The 16,519-nt window shown below is 72.3% G+C and carries 12 protein-coding genes; 10 read left to right on the top strand and 2 right to left on the bottom strand.

Annotated features, from left to right (window positions below):
• The first annotated feature begins 115 nt into the window (after positions 1-115).
• Both ACPPVT_RS21365 and ACPPVT_RS21360 read left to right on the top strand, forming a co-directional pair.
• Positions 116-313, top strand: a complete 198-nt coding sequence (locus ACPPVT_RS21365) for a DUF4244 domain-containing protein (protein ID WP_426563882.1) — start codon at positions 116-118, stop codon at positions 311-313.
• On the top strand, positions 306-1,004 hold the full coding sequence (locus ACPPVT_RS21360) for an Rv3654c family TadE-like protein (protein WP_426563880.1): 699 nt from the start codon (positions 306-308) through the stop codon (positions 1,002-1,004). The genes ACPPVT_RS21365 and ACPPVT_RS21360 overlap by 8 nt, the downstream gene beginning before the upstream one ends.
• On the opposite strand, the gene ACPPVT_RS21355 is transcribed toward ACPPVT_RS21360, so the two are convergent.
• Together ACPPVT_RS21355 and ACPPVT_RS21350 are read right to left on the bottom strand one after the other, a co-directional pair.
• A complete protein-coding gene (locus tag ACPPVT_RS21355; protein WP_426563878.1) occupies positions 989-1,471 on the bottom strand; it encodes a hypothetical protein in 483 nt (160 codons plus the stop codon). The two genes, ACPPVT_RS21360 and ACPPVT_RS21355, sit on opposite strands and share 16 nt — an antisense overlap.
• A gap of 99 nt (positions 1,472-1,570) precedes the next feature.
• Positions 1,571-3,898: a DEAD/DEAH box helicase gene (locus ACPPVT_RS21350; RefSeq protein ID WP_426563876.1), complete on the bottom strand. Its 2,328-nt coding sequence runs from the start codon at positions 3,896-3,898 to the stop codon at positions 1,571-1,573.
• A 147-nt stretch (positions 3,899-4,045) separates the two neighbouring features.
• Here ACPPVT_RS21350 and ACPPVT_RS21345 point away from each other — a divergent pair, with 147 nt between their 5' ends.
• From ACPPVT_RS21345 to ACPPVT_RS21310, 8 genes are all read left to right on the top strand, one after another.
• Positions 4,046-4,402 carry an STAS domain-containing protein gene (locus tag ACPPVT_RS21345; RefSeq protein ID WP_426563874.1) on the top strand — a complete coding sequence of 119 codons (357 nt, stop codon included), beginning with the start codon at positions 4,046-4,048 and terminating at the stop codon, positions 4,400-4,402.
• Positions 4,403-4,452: 50 nt separating this feature from the next.
• Positions 4,453-4,779, top strand: coding sequence for an ATP-binding protein (locus ACPPVT_RS21340; RefSeq protein WP_426563872.1), 327 nt, complete (start codon positions 4,453-4,455; stop codon positions 4,777-4,779).
• Between the two features lie 165 nt (positions 4,780-4,944).
• A complete protein-coding gene (locus tag ACPPVT_RS21335; RefSeq protein WP_426563870.1) occupies positions 4,945-7,419 on the top strand; it encodes a sodium-translocating pyrophosphatase in 2,475 nt (824 codons plus the stop codon).
• A 217-nt stretch (positions 7,420-7,636) separates the two neighbouring features.
• Positions 7,637-8,200, top strand: a complete 564-nt coding sequence (locus ACPPVT_RS21330) for a CGNR zinc finger domain-containing protein (RefSeq protein ID WP_426563868.1) — start codon at positions 7,637-7,639, stop codon at positions 8,198-8,200.
• Positions 8,197-9,741, top strand: a complete 1,545-nt coding sequence (locus ACPPVT_RS21325) for a DUF7059 domain-containing protein (RefSeq protein WP_426563866.1) — start codon at positions 8,197-8,199, stop codon at positions 9,739-9,741. The genes ACPPVT_RS21330 and ACPPVT_RS21325 overlap by 4 nt, the downstream gene beginning before the upstream one ends.
• Positions 9,742-9,956: 215 nt before the next feature.
• Positions 9,957-12,776, top strand: coding sequence for a type I DNA topoisomerase (gene topA, locus ACPPVT_RS21320; protein ID WP_426563864.1), 2,820 nt, complete (start codon positions 9,957-9,959; stop codon positions 12,774-12,776).
• A gap of 52 nt (positions 12,777-12,828) precedes the next feature.
• The gene (gene tmk, locus ACPPVT_RS21315; protein WP_426567226.1) at positions 12,829-15,360 is read left to right on the top strand and encodes a dTMP kinase; all 2,532 of its coding nucleotides are present in this window, start codon (positions 12,829-12,831) and stop codon (positions 15,358-15,360) included.
• Entirely contained in the window at positions 15,357-16,517 is a 1,161-nt protein-coding gene (locus ACPPVT_RS21310) for a DNA polymerase III subunit delta' (protein WP_426563862.1), read from the top strand. Before tmk ends, ACPPVT_RS21310 begins: the two co-directional genes overlap by 4 nt.
• The last annotated feature ends 2 nt before the right edge of the window (positions 16,518-16,519 follow it).

The following is a 16,519-nucleotide window of genomic DNA, read 5'->3' as shown; positions in this document are numbered from 1 at the left end:
GGCAAGTCACACCGTCCACAAGTCCGTCTCCGCCCCTCGGTTTCAGGTCGGGCAGTGGGGAGAGTTGCGTCTGCGACACAACCGTTGTGCCGCAATGGTTCGAGCTGGAGGCTCCATGCGAATGGCTGTGGTCCGCAGGTTTCGCCCGATGCTGTCCCGAGCCCGCGACGGCGGGATGACCACAGCGGAGTACGCGATCGGCACCCTCGCCGCCTGCGGGTTCGCGGCGCTGCTGGTGACGATCTTGCGCGGGTCGGCGGTGCGTTCCATGCTGCTGGCCATCATCGAGCGGGCGCTGTCCCTTGGTGGCTGAGCAGAGCTCGGATCGAGGGACCGCCACCGCCGAGCTGGCGGTCGTGATGCCCGCCGTGGTGTTGGCGATGACGTCGGTGATCGCGGTCGGGCAGGCCGTGCTCGGGCAGCTGGCCTGCGTGGACGCGGCCCGGGGCGGTGCCCGGGCCGCGGCGCGAGGCGACGACGAGGCGAGGGTCCAGCAGATCGCTCGCGATGCTGCCGCCGCCCCGTCCGCGGTCGTCTCGATCAGCAGGGGCGCGCAGGTTCGGGTGCAGGTGAGCCGGTCGATCCGCCTGCTCGGGGTAGGTCCCAGCCTCACGGCGCGGGCGCAAGCGGTGAGCGAGCCTGAGCGGCCTGGCGAGGTCGGTAGCGCCACGGTGCTCGTCCTCGCGGCTGCCCTGCTCTCGCTGGTGCTCGCGATCGCGGTCGGGGCGGTCGGGGCCGCGGTGCTGGCCCGGCACCGAGCGCAGGCGGTCGCCGACCTCAGTGCGCTGACGGCCAGCGGGGCGGCGTCATCGACCGGATCGCGAGCTGCATGTGCTGCCGCACAACGGGTTGCGGCGGCCAACCGGGCAGCGCTGGTGGGTTGCGACCTGTCCGGTGATCGGGTGCAGGTCTGGGTGACGGTGCGAGCATCCGGTGGTGCCGCGCGGCTCGGGGTGGCCAGAGCCACGGCGCTGGCCGGGCCACCTGATCAGGGCTCGCGGTGACGAGCCGACTCGTCCGCCACGGCGGAGGCGGGCGGCCCGACGGACTCGGTGGCCCGCTCGTCCGCCGTCGGTCGCTCGTCCGCTGCCGGTCGTTCGTCCGCTGCCGGTCGTTCGTCCGGGGCGACGGACTCGCGGCTCTCGCGCACCAGCAGGCGGTCCGGTTCCTCGGCGGCGCGGGCGTCGCTGGTGACTGGCACCGGACCGCTGACGTGCTCCTGCTCGACCCTGCGCAGCCGCCTGATCTCGCGGCGCCGCTCCACCCGGCGGCGGGTGCCACGGCGGAGCAACGCGAGCCCGAACAGCGCGAGCAGCATCGCGAGCGCCCCGGCGCAGAACACCCACACGGGCCGCGTGCTGACGTCGCCGACCGTGGAGTTGAACACGATCTCCTGGGACGTGCCGGTCGTCGCCACGCCGACCGCGATGGCAGCAGCGATGACCAGAAGGATGATGCCGAGCGCGAGCATGGTTTCCTCCGAGAGTGGTCGGCACGGTGCATTCGACCTGCCTCGACGAGGGTAGTGCGACGAGTGCGGGTCGGCCCGTTGTCGGCGGCGGGCGTGCGATCAGTCGTCCGCCGAGTCGATCAGCATCGCAAGCACCCGCAATGCCCCCGCTTTGTCGAGCGGTTCGTTTCCGTTGCCGCACTTGGGGGACTGCACGCACGACGGGCAGCCCGAGGCACAGCCGCAGCTGCGCACCGCATCGTGGGTCGCCTGCACCCACTGGCGCATCACGGCGTAGCCACGCTCAGCGAAGCCCGCACCACCGGGATGACCGTCGTGCACCACCACGGTCGGCATCCCGGTGTCCGGGTGCAGGGCGGTGGAGACTCCGCCGACGTCCCAGCGGTCGCAGGTGGCCAGCAGCGGGAGCAGTCCGATGGCGGCGTGCTCGGCCGCATGCAGAGCACCGGGCAGGTCGGCCGCGGGGACGTCCCAACGCTCCAGCACCTGCGGTGTCGTCTGCCACCAGACCGCCTTGGTCACCAGCTCCCGCTGCGGCAGGTCGAGCGGCTCCTCGCCGAGCACCTCGCCGCTGATCTGTCGTCGGCGCAGGAACGACACGACCTGGGTGGTCACCCGCACCGATCCGAACGACACCTCGATCTCGCCCCACCGCCGGGAGCGCAGGGTGTCGAGCAGCCGGATGTCCGTGACGGACCGCGCGTGCGTCGTCCACGGCGGTGCGAGCCGTTCCACCAGCGCGAGGTGCTGGTCGAGGTCGAGGCGGCGCACCACGAACGTGTCTCCCTGGTGCACGTAGACGGCGCCGGCGTGCACGGTCCGATCCGCGGCGGCAACGTCGACGGTGCCCAGCACCCGGCCCGTCTCCTCCTCGACCACCCGGACGGTTCCACCCCCGGTGCCCCGCAGGTCGGCCAGCGCCGCGGCCCGGTCCTGTCGCGGCCAGAACCACCCGGTGGGACGGCGGCGCAGCACCCCGCGGTCCACCAGCACGTCCAGGAGCTCGCGGGTTCCAGGGCCGAACAGTGCGAGGTCCTCCTCGGTGACGGGCAGTTCCGCCGCGGCGGCGGCCAGGTGCGGCGCCAGCACGTACGGGTTGTCCGGGTCGAGCACGGTTGCCTCCATCGGTGGCCCGAAGACCGCGTCCGGGTGCTCCACCAGGTAGGTGTCCAGCGGGTCGTCGGCGGCGATCAGCACGCCCAGCGCGTCCTGGCCCTCACGGCCGGCCCGCCCGACTTGCTGCCACATCGACGTCCGGCGTCCTGGCCAGCCGGCGATCACCACCGCATCCAGTCCGGCGATGTCCACCCCCAGTTCGAGCGCGTTGGTCGCGGCGAGCCCGAGCAGCCGTCCCGACCGCAGCGCGGCCTCCAGGTCTCGCCGCTCCTCCGGCAGATACCCGCCTCGATAGGCGGCGACCCGGTCGACGAGCTCCGGGTCGACCTCCCAGAGCAGCCGTCGGGCCGTCGCCGCCACCTGCTCGACGCCGCGACGGGAGCGGACGAAGGCGAGCGAGCGGACCCCGGCGGTGGTCAGGTCGGTCAGCAGGTCTGCGGCCTCCGCGGCCGCGCTGCGCCGGGTCGGCGCATCGTGCTCGCCGCCGCCGGGCACCAGGGGCGGCTCCCACAGCACGATGTCCGTGCTGCCCCGCGGCGACCCGTCGCGGGTCACCCCGGTAACCGGCAGCCCGGTGAGGCGGCCGGCGTGCTCGGCCGGCGACGAGACCGTCGCCGACGCGAGCACGAACGTCGGCTCCGCGCCGTACCTCGCGGCCACCCGGCGCAGCCGACGCAGCACTGCGGCGACGTGCGAGCCGAAGACACCGCGGTAGTGGTGGCATTCGTCGACGACCACCAGCTCGAGCCCGCGCAGGAACCGTGCCCAGCGCTCGTGGCCGGGCAGCATCGAGTGGTGCAGCAGGTCCGGGTTGCTGAGCACGAACGACGCGTGCTCGCGCACCCATCGCCGCTCGTCCGGCGAGGTGTCGCCGTCGTACGTGGCAGCCCGCACGCCGGGGATCGACAGTGCGTCGATCCGGGCCAGCTGGTCGGCCGCCAGCGCCTTGGTGGGGGACAGGTAGAGCACCGTGGGGCGGCGCACCGCGAGCCCGCGTCCGGCGTCTGCCAGCACGGTGGTCAGGCCCGGCACCAGGTAGGCGAGGGACTTGCCGCTCGCCGTCCCGGTGGCCACCACCGTGTGCCGGCCGGCGTGCACGAGCTCGGCGGCCTCGGCCTGGTGCTGCCAGAGCCCGTGCACGCCGTGCTGGGCGAACGCGGCGACGACCAGCGGGTCCGCCCAGGTCGGCCACTCGGCGGGCACGGCCTCCCGGCGCTCGACCCGGTGCACGTGCCGCACCCGGTCGTCGCGCCGGCCGCGGGCCCACACGACGTCCAGCGCGTTCGCCGCAGGAGTCGTCGGTCGCACCATGTCGTCATGCTCCCGCTAGGCACCGACGGCGGCTGCGCCGGATGGGTGGCGAGTTGTCCACCTGGCGACCTTCAGCCGCTCAGCGGTTCTCGGTAGCGCCCCGCAGTGGTTAGATGGCGCGCAGTGACCAGGGGCAATGGAGGAACTGTGGATCTGTCGGTGGGCACCCGCGAACAGGGTGGACGCATGATCGTCGAGGTCAGTGGCGAGATCGACGTCTACAGCGCCCCGGCCCTGCGGGACCAGCTCAACACGCTGGTCGCAGGTGGGCATCACCACCTGGTCGTGGACATGCAGGGGGTCGAGTTCCTGGACTCCACGGGGCTGGGCGTGCTGGTCGGGGGCCTGAAGCGAGTGCGCACCCAGGGCGGGTCCCTGCACCTGGTGTGCTCACAGGAGCGGGTGCTCAAGGTGTTCCGGATCACCGGGCTCACCAAGGTCTTCGCCATCCACGACTCGGTGGACGAGGCGCTGGCGGCCAAGCCGGTCGACGCAGACTCCTGATCTCGCCGGTGGGGGCTGATCAGGGGACGGTCCGCCTGACGTTTCGGGCGTTGCCGGCGCACGTCCGCACCGCCCGGCTGGTCGCGGTAACCGTGGCGAGGCGGGGCGGCTGGCCGGAGAGCCTGCTCGAATCCGTGCGCCAGGGCGTGGGTGAGGCGTGCACACTCGCGCTGCGCGCCGCCGGCCCTGACGGCACGCTGACGGTCGAGCTCGACGACCGCGGGCCAGGGCTGGTGTCCCGGGTGTGGCCGGCCCCGTCGTCCGCCGGCTCCGCAGGTGAGGACCTGCCGTGGGCCGTCCTCGCCGGACTGACCGACGAGGTCGCCATCGAGGACCACGACGGCGTCTCGGTGCTCAGGCTGTCCTGGCTGCCCTGACCCGGCTCGACGGTCCTTTGTTGCAGATCCGCGACCCGGTATTGCTTCCACGGGATGGCATGCCCAGATACAGTCCGCTACGAACGTCCTCCCGGTCGGTGCGCCACTGACGCGTGCCCTGCTGGACCAGCCGAGGGGACGTCCGCCACGTCTAGGAGGACGCGAATGCGCGGGCTGAGCCAGGCCGCTGTCGGTGCCACGATCTCGGGTGCCAACCAGACCTACGTCATCATCGTTGCCGTCATCGGACTGCTGTCACTCGTGACGGCCGTCGCGTTCCGCCGGCAGGTGCTGGCGGCAGGTGAGGGCACCGAGAAGATGCAGGAGATCGGCCGGGCCGTGCAAGAGGGGGCGTCCGCCTATCTGGCGCGCCAGTTCAAGACCCTCGCCGGCTTCGTGGTGATCGTGTTCTTCCTGCTGCTCGCCCTACCGGCCGACTCGAGCAGCGTCCGGTACGGGCGCTCCGGCTTCTTCATCCTGGGCGCCCTGTTCTCGGCGTCCATCGGCTACCTGGGCATGTCGCTGGCTGTGCGGGCCAACGTGCGAGTCGCCGAGGCGGCCCGGCACGGCGACCGGGACGGCGGCATGCGGGTCGCCTTCCGCACCGGCGGCACCGTCGGAATGTCCACAGTCGGCCTCGGCCTGCTGGGCGCCTCCATCGTCGTCCTGATCTACAAGGGCGACGCACCCAAGGTGCTCGAGGGCTTCGGCTTCGGCGCGGCGCTGCTCGCGATGTTCATGCGCGTCGGCGGCGGCATCTTCACCAAGGCGGCGGACGTCGGCGCCGACCTGGTCGGCAAGGTCGAGCAGGGCATCCCCGAGGACGACCCGCGCAACGCCGCGACCATCGCCGACAACGTCGGCGACAACGTGGGTGACTGCGCCGGCATGGCGGCGGACCTGTTCGAGTCGTACGCCGTCACGCTGGTTGCCGCGCTGATCCTGGGCAAGGCCGCCTTCGGCGACCTCGGCCTGGTGTTCCCGCTGATCGTGCCCGCACTGGGGGCGCTCACCGCGGTGCTCGGCGTGTTCATCGTCAAGCCCCGCGGCGGCGAAAGCGGCCTGACCGCGATCAACCGCGGCTTCTACATCTCGGCGGCAGTCTCCGCGGTGCTCTGCGCCGGTGCCGCCTTCTACTTCCTGCCGTCGAGCTTCGCCGAGCTGACCAACGCCGACCCGAAGGTCCTCGCGCTCAGCGGCGACCCGCGGCTGGTGGCCACCTTCGCCGTCGCGCTCGGCATCGCGCTGGCCGGCATCATCCTGTGGCTGACCGGCTACTTCACCGGCACCGAGGACCGTCCGACCAAGGACGTCGCGCGCACCTCCCTGACTGGTGCGGCGACCGTCGTGCTGGCCGGGTTCGGGGTCGGCCTGGAGTCGGCCGTCTACACCGCGGTGATCATCGCGGGCGCGGTCTACCTGGCCTTCGTGCTGGGCGGCAGCACGGTGATCCTGTCGCTGTTCCTGATCGCCCTGGCCGGCTGTGGCCTGCTCACCACCGTCGGCGTCATCGTCGCAATGGACACCTTCGGCCCGGTCAGCGACAACGCGCAGGGCATCGCGGAGATGTCCGGCGACGTGGACGGCGAGGGCGCGAAGATCCTCACCGAGCTGGACGCGGTGGGCAACACCACCAAGGCCATCACCAAGGGCATCGCGATCGCCACCGCGGTGCTCGCGGCCACGGCCCTGTTCGGCTCCTACACCGACGCGGTGAACGTCGCCCGCGACGCCGCCGAGGTGGGCATCACCGGCCCGATCAAGGCCGCTGTCGTCGCCTCGTTCAACTACGAGATCGTCACGCCGTCCACGCTGGTCGGCCTGATCCTGGGCGCCTCGGTCGTCTTCATGTTCTCCGGCCTGGCGATCAACGCGGTCACCCGCGCCGCCGGTGCCATCGTGTTCGAGGTGCGTCGCCAGTTCCGCGAGCACCCGGGGATCATGGCCGGCACTGAGCGTCCGGAGTACGGCCGGGTCGTGGACATCTGCACCCGCGACTCGCTGCGCGAGCTCGCGACCCCTGGTCTGCTCGCCGCGATGGCTCCGATCGCGGTCGGCTTCGGCCTGGGTGTCGGTCCGCTGGCCGGCTACCTGGCCGGTGCGATCGGCGCGGGCGTCCTGATGGCCGTCATGCTGGCCAACAGCGGCGGCTCGTGGGACAACGCCAAGAAAATCGTGGAGGACGGCCACTACGGCGGCAAGGGCTCCGAGCCGCACGCGGCCGTCGTGATCGGCGACACCGTCGGCGACCCGTTCAAGGACACCGCCGGCCCGGCGATCAACCCGCTGATCAAGGTGATGAACCTGGTCGCGGTGCTGATCGCGCCGGCCATCGTGCAGCTGAGCATCGGCAAGGACGCGAACAGCGCCCTGCGCTACGGCATCGCCGGTGCGGCCGCGCTGATCATCATCGTGATGGTGGCGATCAGCAAGCGCCGCGACATCGCCTTCGGTGACGACGCCACCGACTCCGACGAGGGTGTGGCCGGAGTGGACGACGACGGCGCCGCGAACCGCGACGACGGTCAGGCCGGCCTGACCGCCGAGGGCGACGACGCGCGGGACGGCGAGGCCGCTGCCGCGGACGAGCCTGACGTGGCGGACGACGTGGCGGACGAGGAGCCCGCGGTCACCCGCTGAGCAGCACGCCTGGCACGCCCCTCGGTCGCTCGCCGACCGGGGGGCGTGCTGTCTTTGCGCCTGCCCAGGTCGTGCTGGAGCTGCTGCATGTCAGCCAGATGCTGCATGGCCACCGCTGCGATGAAGCTGGTCATCTCAAACCTCCTCAACACCTGTAAAGAGGTTATGCCGGTGTCGCAAGACGCGCAACCCCCAAAAGCCTTATGATGGTGTCGCTATGGAGAACGCGCCCCTGCCACGCCACGTCGACCTCCTGATCGCCTACGCGAACACGATCGACCTCGAGCTGGTCACCGACGACCTGACCACGCCCGAAGAGCTGGTCGGGTGGCTACGCGAGCACGGCTTGCCCCCCAAGCCGGCGCGGGCCAGCGAGGACGACCTGGCGGTGGCCCGCACGCTGCGCGAGGCGCTCCAGGCGGCCTTCACCGCGAACCACGACGGCACCGGCGACTTCACCGCCCTGGACGACGTCGCCGCCCGCCTGCCGCTGCGGCTCGGCGGCACCGACGTCCCCGGCGAGGGGCCTCGCCCCGGCCTGCTGCCGGTGCTGGACGGCGTCCCGGGGGCGCTGTCCGAGCTGCTCGTGGCGGTCAACTCCGCCGTCGTGGACGGGTCCTGGCGGCGGCTGAAGGTGTGCAGCGCGGACGACTGCGGCTGGTCCTTCTTCGACGCCAGCAAGAACCGTTCGCGTACCTGGTGCGAGTGGGGCTGCGGCAACAAGGCGAAGACCCGCAGCTACCGCGCCCGTTGCAAGGCCTCCGCGCAGACCGGCGCATGAGTGCGCCGCCTCGGCTCGAGGACGCGTTCGCCCCGCACCTGGCCGCGGACCTCGCCCCGTTCACGGTGGCGGCCGTCGAGGAGGCGCTCGGCCCGGTGGCCGCCGCCGCGCTGCACCGCGAGCAGCCGCTGCCGGCCCGCCGCGCGCTAGCCGGCCGGCGAGACCCGATTGCCGTGCTGACCCGGCTGTTCCTGCTCGCCGAACCGGTGGACGTCACCGACCTGGACGCCGCGCTGCCTCGCACGACGCACGAGGGCGCCGTCCGCGCCGGGCTGGTGGAGGTGGACGACGCCGGACCCGCCGACGGCTCCGGCGCGATGGCCCGTGCGCTCGTGGACCTGCGCCCGTACGCCGCGGACGACGCGCAGTGGTGGCTGGCGTGCGACCTCGGCGAGGCAGCGGTCGGTGGGCCGCTGCCGGAGGACCACGTGCTCGGCGTCGGCGGTGCCTCGCTCACCCTGGCCCAGTGGACGATCCGCACACGGGTCCGGACGGCCCTCGACCTGGGCACCGGCTGCGGCGTGCAGGCGTTCCACGCAGCCCGGCACGCGGCGTCCGTGGTGGCGACCGACGTCTCGCAACGGGCGCTGGACTTCGCCGCCTTCAACGCGCGGCTGAACGCGAGCGCGCCGGGGGCGTTCGCCGGTCGCCGGCTGGAGCTGCGCCACGGCAGCCTGCTCGAGCCGGTGTCCTCGCCCGCCGACCGGCACCGCTACGACCTCGTGGTGAGCAACCCGCCGTTCGTGATCACCCCGCGAGTGGCCGGGCTTCCGGTCTACGAGTACCGGGACGGCGGCCTGGCCGGTGACGAGGTGGTGCGCCGACTGGTGAGCGGGGTCGCGGACCTGCTCGCTCCCGGTGGCGTCGCGCAGCTGCTGGGCAACTGGGAGCACGTGGCCGGGATCGACTGGCGCGACCGCGTCGCCTCCTGGCTGCCGCCCGACGTCCAGGCGTGGGTGGTGCAGCGTGAGGTGCAGGACCCGGCCGAGTACGCGCAGACCTGGGCCCGGGACGGCGGCCACCTGCCCGGCACCGCGGCGCACGACGCGCTGCTGACAGGCTGGCTGGACGACTTCGCGGCCAGGCAGGTCGAGTCGATCGGCTTCGGCGTGGTCACCTTGCGTCGCGCCAAGCCGAGCTGGCAGCGGCTGGAGGAGCTGCGCGGACCGGTGCACGGGCCGATGGGCGACGTCGTCCGGGACGTCCTGGACGCCGAGAGCTGGCTTCGCCGGACCGACGACGCCGAGCTGCTGGGCGCCCGGCTGGTCGTCGCCGGTGACCTCACCGAGGAACGGCACGGCCTGCCGGGGGCGGGCGACCCCCAGGTGATCCTGCTGCGTCAGGGCGGCGGTCTGGGGCGGGTGGTCCGAGCGGACACCGCGCTGGCCGGGCTGGTCGGTGCGTGCGACGGCGAGCTGTCCGTCGGGCAGATCGTGGCGGCCCTGGCGCAGTTGCTGGACGAGCCCGAGGCCGACCTGCGGGCCAGGCTGCTGCCCGACGTCCGGCACCTGGTCGCCGACCTCCTGCTGCGCGTCCCGTAGTTGATCACGTTAAGTAGGCCGACGCCTGCCTATGCAGGCGTACGACCCTCGAGAAGTGGCACGAAGCCTGGACAAGCACCCCAGGTCAGCGGCGGGTTCCAAGATCACCTTCGCCCCCGTTGTGGACACCGATTGCATACTCTCGGTGTCGCGGCGTTACCGTCGTGCCCGGTGGGTGGCGCACCTACCGGTCGATCCGCCAGCAAGGGAGAAGCGTGGCCACGTCGTCCAGCAGTCGCCGTCGGCTCGTGATCGTCGAGTCCCCCGCGAAGGCCAAGACCATCGCCGGGTACCTGGGCGAGGGGTACGACGTCGAGGCGAGCGTGGGTCATATCCGCGACCTGCCCCAGCCGTCCGAGCTGCCAGCGGAGATGAAGAAGGGTCCGTTCGGCAAGTTCGCCGTCGACTTGGAGAACGGCTTCGAGCCCTACTACGTGGTCGACAACGACAAGCGCAAGAAGGTCGCCGAGCTGAAGCGGCTGCTCAAGGACGCCGACGAGCTCTACCTGGCCACAGATGAGGACCGCGAGGGCGAGGCGATCGCCTGGCACCTGCTCGAGGCCTTGCAGCCGAAGGTCCCGGTCAAGCGCATGGTCTTCCACGAGATCACCCGCGAGGCGCTGCAGCGCGCACTCGAGTCGACCCGCGACATCGACGACCGGCTCGTCGACGCGCAGGAGACTCGCCGCATCCTCGACCGGCTCTACGGCTACGAGGTCTCGCCGGTGCTCTGGCGCAAGATCCGCCAGGGGCTCTCGGCCGGCCGCGTGCAGTCCGTCGCGACCCGGATGGTGGTCGAGCGAGAGCGCGAGCGGATGGCGTTCCGTTCGGCGTCGTACTGGGACCTGCTGGGCACCTTTGCCGCGGACGACGGCACCGCGTTCACCGCACGCCTAACCTCGGTGGACGGCGCCCGGGTGGCCACCGGCAAGGACTTCGACGATCTCGGGCAGCTGCGCCAGAGCACGACGGGACGCACCGTCGTCCACCTGGACGAGACGGCTGTCACCGAGCTGGCCCACGGCCTGCGCGAGGCCGACGCCTCGGTGCGCAGCGTCGAGGAGAAGCCGTACACCCGACGTCCGGCCGCGCCGTTCACCACCTCGACGCTGCAGCAGGAGGCGAGCCGCAAGCTGCGCTTCTCGTCCCGACACGCGATGCGCGTCGCGCAGTCGTTGTACGAGAACGGTTTCATCACCTACATGCGTACCGACTCGACGGTGCTGTCGAACGAGGCGCTGTCCGCCGCCCGCAGCCAGGCCGCCGAGCTGTACGGCCCGCAGTACGTGCCGGACAAGCCTCGGCTCTACGCCAGCAAGTCGAAGAACGCGCAGGAGGCGCACGAGGCGATCCGCCCGGCCGGCGACCGCTTCCGCACGCCGGCGCAGGTCTCCGGGCGACTGCGCGGCGACGACTTCCGGCTCTACGAGCTGATCTGGAAGCGCACCGTCGCGAGCCAGATGGCCGACGCCCGTGGGTCGACCGCGTCGGTGCGGCTGGCGGCGACGGCGTCCGACGGGCAGGACGCCGAGTTCAGCGCGAGCGGCACGGTGATCACCTTCCGGGGCTTCCTGGCCGCGTACGAGGAGGGCCGCGACGAGGTCCGCGGGGACGGCGACGGCGCGGACGCCGAGCGCCGGCTGCCGCAGCTCGCCGTCGGCGACGGCGTCTCGACCCGTGAGCTGGAGGTCTCGGGCCACGAGACGAGCCCGCCGCCGCGGTACACCGAGGCCAGCCTGGTCAAGGCGCTCGAGGAGCGCGGCATCGGCCGGCCCTCGACGTACGCCTCGACGATCTCAACGATCCTGGACCGAGGCTACGTGTGGTCGCGTGGTTCGGCGCTGGTGCCGCACTGGGTGGCCTTCGCGGTTACCCGGCTGATGGAGGAGCACTTCGGCCGGCTCGTCGACTACGACTTCACCGCAGCGATGGAAGGCGATCTGGACAAGATCGCCGACGGTCAGGAAGAGCGCTCGCGGTGGCTGCACCGGTTCTACTTCGGGGACGCCGACACCGCGCTCGAGGGCCTCAAGGACCTGGCCGGAGACCTCGACGAGATCGACGCCCGGGAGATCAGCACCGTGCCGCTGGGCGAGGGCGTCGTGCTTCGGGTCGGGCGCTATGGCCCGTACGTCGAGGTGACCGGGCCGGACGGCGAGCCGCAGCGGGCCACCGTGCCGGACGACGTGGCGCCGGACGAGCTGAGCGTCGAGAAGGCCCGTGAGCTGCTCACGATGAGCGGGGACGACGGCCGGGTGCTCGGCGAGGACCCGGCCACCGGCCGGGACATCGTGGTCAAGGCCGGCCGCTACGGCCCATACGTCACCGAGCTGATCCCGGACGACGCCCCGGCCGCCGACCCGCCCGGCGAGGTGAGCGCCGAGGTGGTCGAGGGCGAGGGTGACGAAGAACCCGCCGCCAAGCCCAAGAAGAAGGCCGCCAAGAAGACGGCGAAGAAGGCCGCTCGGGCGAAGGCCCGCACCGCCAGCCTGTTCAAGGACATGTCACCGGAGTCGGTCACGCTCGAGGACGCGCTGCGCCTGCTGTCGCTGCCGCGGATCGTGGGGAACGACCCCGAGACGGGCGACGAGATCACCGCACAGAACGGTCGCTACGGTCCGTACCTGAAGAAGGGCGCGGACTCGCGCTCGCTGACCAGCGAGGCGCAGCTGTTCGACATCACGCTGGACGAGGCGCTCGCGGTCTACGCGCAGCCCAAGCGGGGGCGCGGCCAGTCGGCGTCCGCTCCGCTGCGCGAGCTGGGCGATGACCCGGTGTCCGGCAAGCAGGTGCTGGTGAAGGACGGTCGCTTCGGGCCATACGTCACTGACGGTGAGGTCAACGCGACGCTGCGCAAGGACGACGACCCCGAGACCATCACCCAGGAGCGGGCCGCCGAGCTGCTCGCCGACAAGCGGGCCCGCGGCCCGGCCAAGAAGCGCACGGCGAAGAAGACCACCGCGAAGAAGACCACGGCCAAGAAGACGGCGGCCAAGAAGACCGCCGCGAAGAAGATCACCGCGAAGAAGAGCTGAGCGGGCGAACGGGTCTGTCGCCGGACTCACGTAGGCTTCCCGCGTGGCTGACATGAGCGCGAGCCTGCCCGGGCCGCCCGAGGCATCGGACGTCGGGCTGCCTCCAGCCGTCCCCGAGGCGCCCGACCACGACATCCGTGCGGTGCTGGCCATCACCCCGTTCCGCCGGCTGTGGCTCGCGCTGGGGCTGTCCAGCCTGGGCGACTGGCTCGGGCTGCTGGCCACCACGGCGCTGGCGGCGACGCTGGCGCAGACGTCGTCCGGCAAGCTGCTCGCCGTGTCCGGGGTGTTCGTGCTCCGGCTCGCGCCGGCCGTGCTGTTCGGTCCGCTGGCCGGCGTGGTGGCCGACCGGCTGCCGCGTCGCTGGGTCCTGGTCTACGGGGACGTCCTGCGCTTCGTGCTGTTCTGCACGATCCCGCTGATCGGCACGCTGTGGTGGCTGTACGTCGCGACCGTGCTGGTCGAGATCGTCGGCCTGTTCTGGATGCCTGCCAAGGACGCCACGGTGCCGAACCTGGTGCCCCGCAAGCGGCTCGAGGCGGCGAACCAGCTCAGCCTCGTCGTCACCTACGGATCGGCGCCGGTGGCCGCGCTGCTGTTCTCCGGCCTGACGCTGGCCAGCGGTGTGCTGGACGGCGTGTGGAGCCACCTCGAGGGCAACCCGACCTATCTCGCGCTCTACGTCAACGCGCTGACCTTCCTGGTCTCGGCGCTGGTGATCTGGCGGCTGGAGTTTCCCCAGAGCACCAACCGCGCCGCCAAGCAGGAGTCGATCCTGCGCACGGCGGTCGAGGGCTGGCAGTACATCGGCCGCACCCCGCTGGTCCGCGGTCTCGTGCTGGGCATGCTGGGCGCGTTCGCAGCCGGCGGTTTCGTGATCGGTCTCGCGCCGGCCTTCGTCAGCGCCCTCGGGGCAGGCTCGCCGGGCTACGGCACGCTGTTCGCCGCGGTCTTCCTCGGCATGGCGCTGGGCATGTGGATCGCGCCCCGGCTGCTGTCCGAGTTCTCCCGGCGACGGCTGTTCGGCCTGTCGATCGCAGCCGCCGGGGTCTGGCTCATCCTGCTCTCCTCGATCCCGAACATGGCGCTCGCCGTCTTCTTCACCGTCGGCCTGGGCAGCTGCGCCGGCGCGGCCTGGGTCACCGGCTACACGTTGCTAGGCCTCGAGGTCGGCGACGACGTGCGCGGGCGCACTTTCGCCTTCGTGCAGTCGATGGTGCGGGTGGTGCTGATCTCGGTGCTGGCGCTGGGGCCGATCGTCGCCGCCACGCTCTCCAGGGTGCTGCACCTGCCGACCACCGTGCACATCAACGACGACGTCGCCCTGACCTACACCGGCGTGATGGCCACGTTCCTGCTGGCCGGGCTGGGCGCGATCGCGATCGGCTACGTGTCCTACCGGCAGATGGACGACCGCAAGGGCGTCTCGCTGGTCGCCGACCTCGCACTCGCGATCAGCCAGCGCCAGCTGCACGACCCGCCGGCCCGGCGCTCGCCGTACCCCGGGAGGTTCGTGGCCTTCGAGGGTGGCGACGGTGCTGGCAAGTCCACCCAGGTCCGTTTGCTGGGCGAGTGGCTGGGCGAGCACGGCCATACTCCGCTGCTGACCCGCGAGCCCGGCGCGACCGATGCCGGTGCGAAGATGCGCGACGTCCTGCTGCACGGGGGTGACCTGTCGCCGCGGGCCGAGGCGCTGCTGTTCGCCGCCGACCGGGCGCACCACGTCGAGACCGTCGTGCGGCCGGCGCTCTACCGGGGCGAGATCGTGGTCACCGACCGTTTCGCGGACTCCTCGATCGCCTACCAGGGCACTGGGCGAGACCTCGGCACTGCCGAGGTGGCGCAGCTGTCACGCTGGGCCACCGAGGGCCTGGTGCCCGACCTGACCATCGTGCTGGACGTCGAGCCGGACACCGGGCGATCCCGCCGGGCGGACGAGCACGACCGGCTGGAGCAGGAGCCGGACGACTTCCACGCCCGGGTGCGCGAGCGCTTCCTCGCCCTGGCCCAGCGCGCGCCGTCCCGGTACCTCGTCGTCGACGCCGCCCTCGGCCCGCAAGAGATCCACCGCCGGGTGGTCCAGCGCCTCGCCCCGGTGCTGCCAGAGTCCACGATCGAGCGGGCCGCCCGCGAGGTGCGCGAGGCCGCCGACGAGCAGGCCCGGCAGGCTGCCCAGCGCCAGCGTGAGCACCACGCCCAGGTGGAGGAGCAGGTGCTGGCCGAGCGCCAGGCGCGGCGCCGGGCCGAGGAGCAGGCGCGACGCGCCGCCCGCGAGCAGGCCGAGCTGGAGGCGAAGGTGCAGGCGGCGGCAGAGCAGGCCGCCGCGGCCAAGGCGGCCGCCGAGCGCGCCGCCGCAGAGCAGGCCGAGCTGGAGGCCCGCGCGGCCGCGGCCGCCCGGGATCGGGCCGCCCGGGAGGCGGACGAGGCCGCGCGCGAGGCGACCCGTCAGGCGGCTCGTGAGGCGACCCATCGCGGCCGGCACCATCGAGCGGACGACACCCTGGTCCAGCCGACGGTCGCACCCGGCGAACCCCCGGCGCTGGAGGACGAGATCTTCGACCTCGGCGAGCGCGAGCAGCGGTGAGCGTCTGGGACGAAGTGGTCGGTCAGCAGCCCACGGTCGAGCTGCTGCGCCGCGCGGTGCGCTCCGCCCGCGGTGACGGTGCCGGCATGACCCACGCCTGGCTGTTCACCGGGCCGCCGGGTTCGGGCCGGTCGGTCGCCGCCCGCGCCTTCGCCGCGGCGCTGCTCTGCGACGAGGACGAGGCCGGCTGCGGGACGTGCCACTCCTGCCACACGGTGCTCACCGGCAGCCACGCCGACGTCACCACACTGCGCACCGAGGGCGTGATCATCAGCCGCAAGCAGGCGCTCGAGCTGCTGCCGCTGGCCCAACGTCGGCCGTCTGTCGGGCGGTGGCGGGTGATCCTGGTCGAGGACGCCGACCGATTGAACGACTACTCCGGCAACGCCATGCTCAAGGCGATCGAGGAGCCGACCGCGCGCACCGTCTGGCTGCTGTGCGCGCCGAGCGCGGACGACGTCCTGGTCACGATCCGCAGCCGCTGTCGGCACGTGGGCCTGCGCACCCCGCCGCCGCAGGCGGTCGCTGACCTGCTGGTGCGCCGCGACGGGGTCGACCCACAGATGGCCGCGTTCGCCGCGCGGGCCGCGCAGAGCCACATCGGGATGGCCCGCCGGCTGGCCACGGACGAGCAGGCGCGCATCCGGCGCCGCGAGGTGCTCGCCGTCCCGCTGAAGGTGCACGGCGTGGGCGAGGCCGTCATGCACGCGGCGGCACTGCTCGAAACCGCGAAGGAGGAGGCTGAGGCGGGTACCGCCGAGCGGGACGAGGCCGAGCGCGCCGACCTGCTGCGCGCCCTGGGCGCCGACCCCTCGTCCCGCACCCAGCCGCCGCACGTGCGAACTCAGCTCACCGCGCTGACAAAGCACCAGAAGCGCCGAGCGACCCGATTCCTCGGGGACATGGTCGATCGCTCGTTGCTCGATCTCCTGTCCCTGTACCGCGATGTGCTCCTCCTGCACGCCGACCCGGAGGCTGAGCTGATCAACGCCGAGATCCGTCCCGACGTGGAGCGGCTGGCGGGCCAGCTCTCGCCAGCGAAGACAGTGCGTTGCATGGACGCGATCCGCGAGACCCGCGAGCGCATCGGCACCACCAACTCCACGCCGCTGCTGGCACTCGAGGCGATGACGCTGCAGCTGCGGGCCGACGCATGAGG

Source organism: Angustibacter sp. McL0619 (assembly GCF_049994355.1).
Lineage (GTDB): Bacteria > Actinomycetota > Actinomycetes > Actinomycetales > Angustibacteraceae > Angustibacter.
The sequence above is the reverse complement of the archived record's forward strand: the minus strand, read 5'-3'. Positions and strand labels throughout refer to the sequence as shown.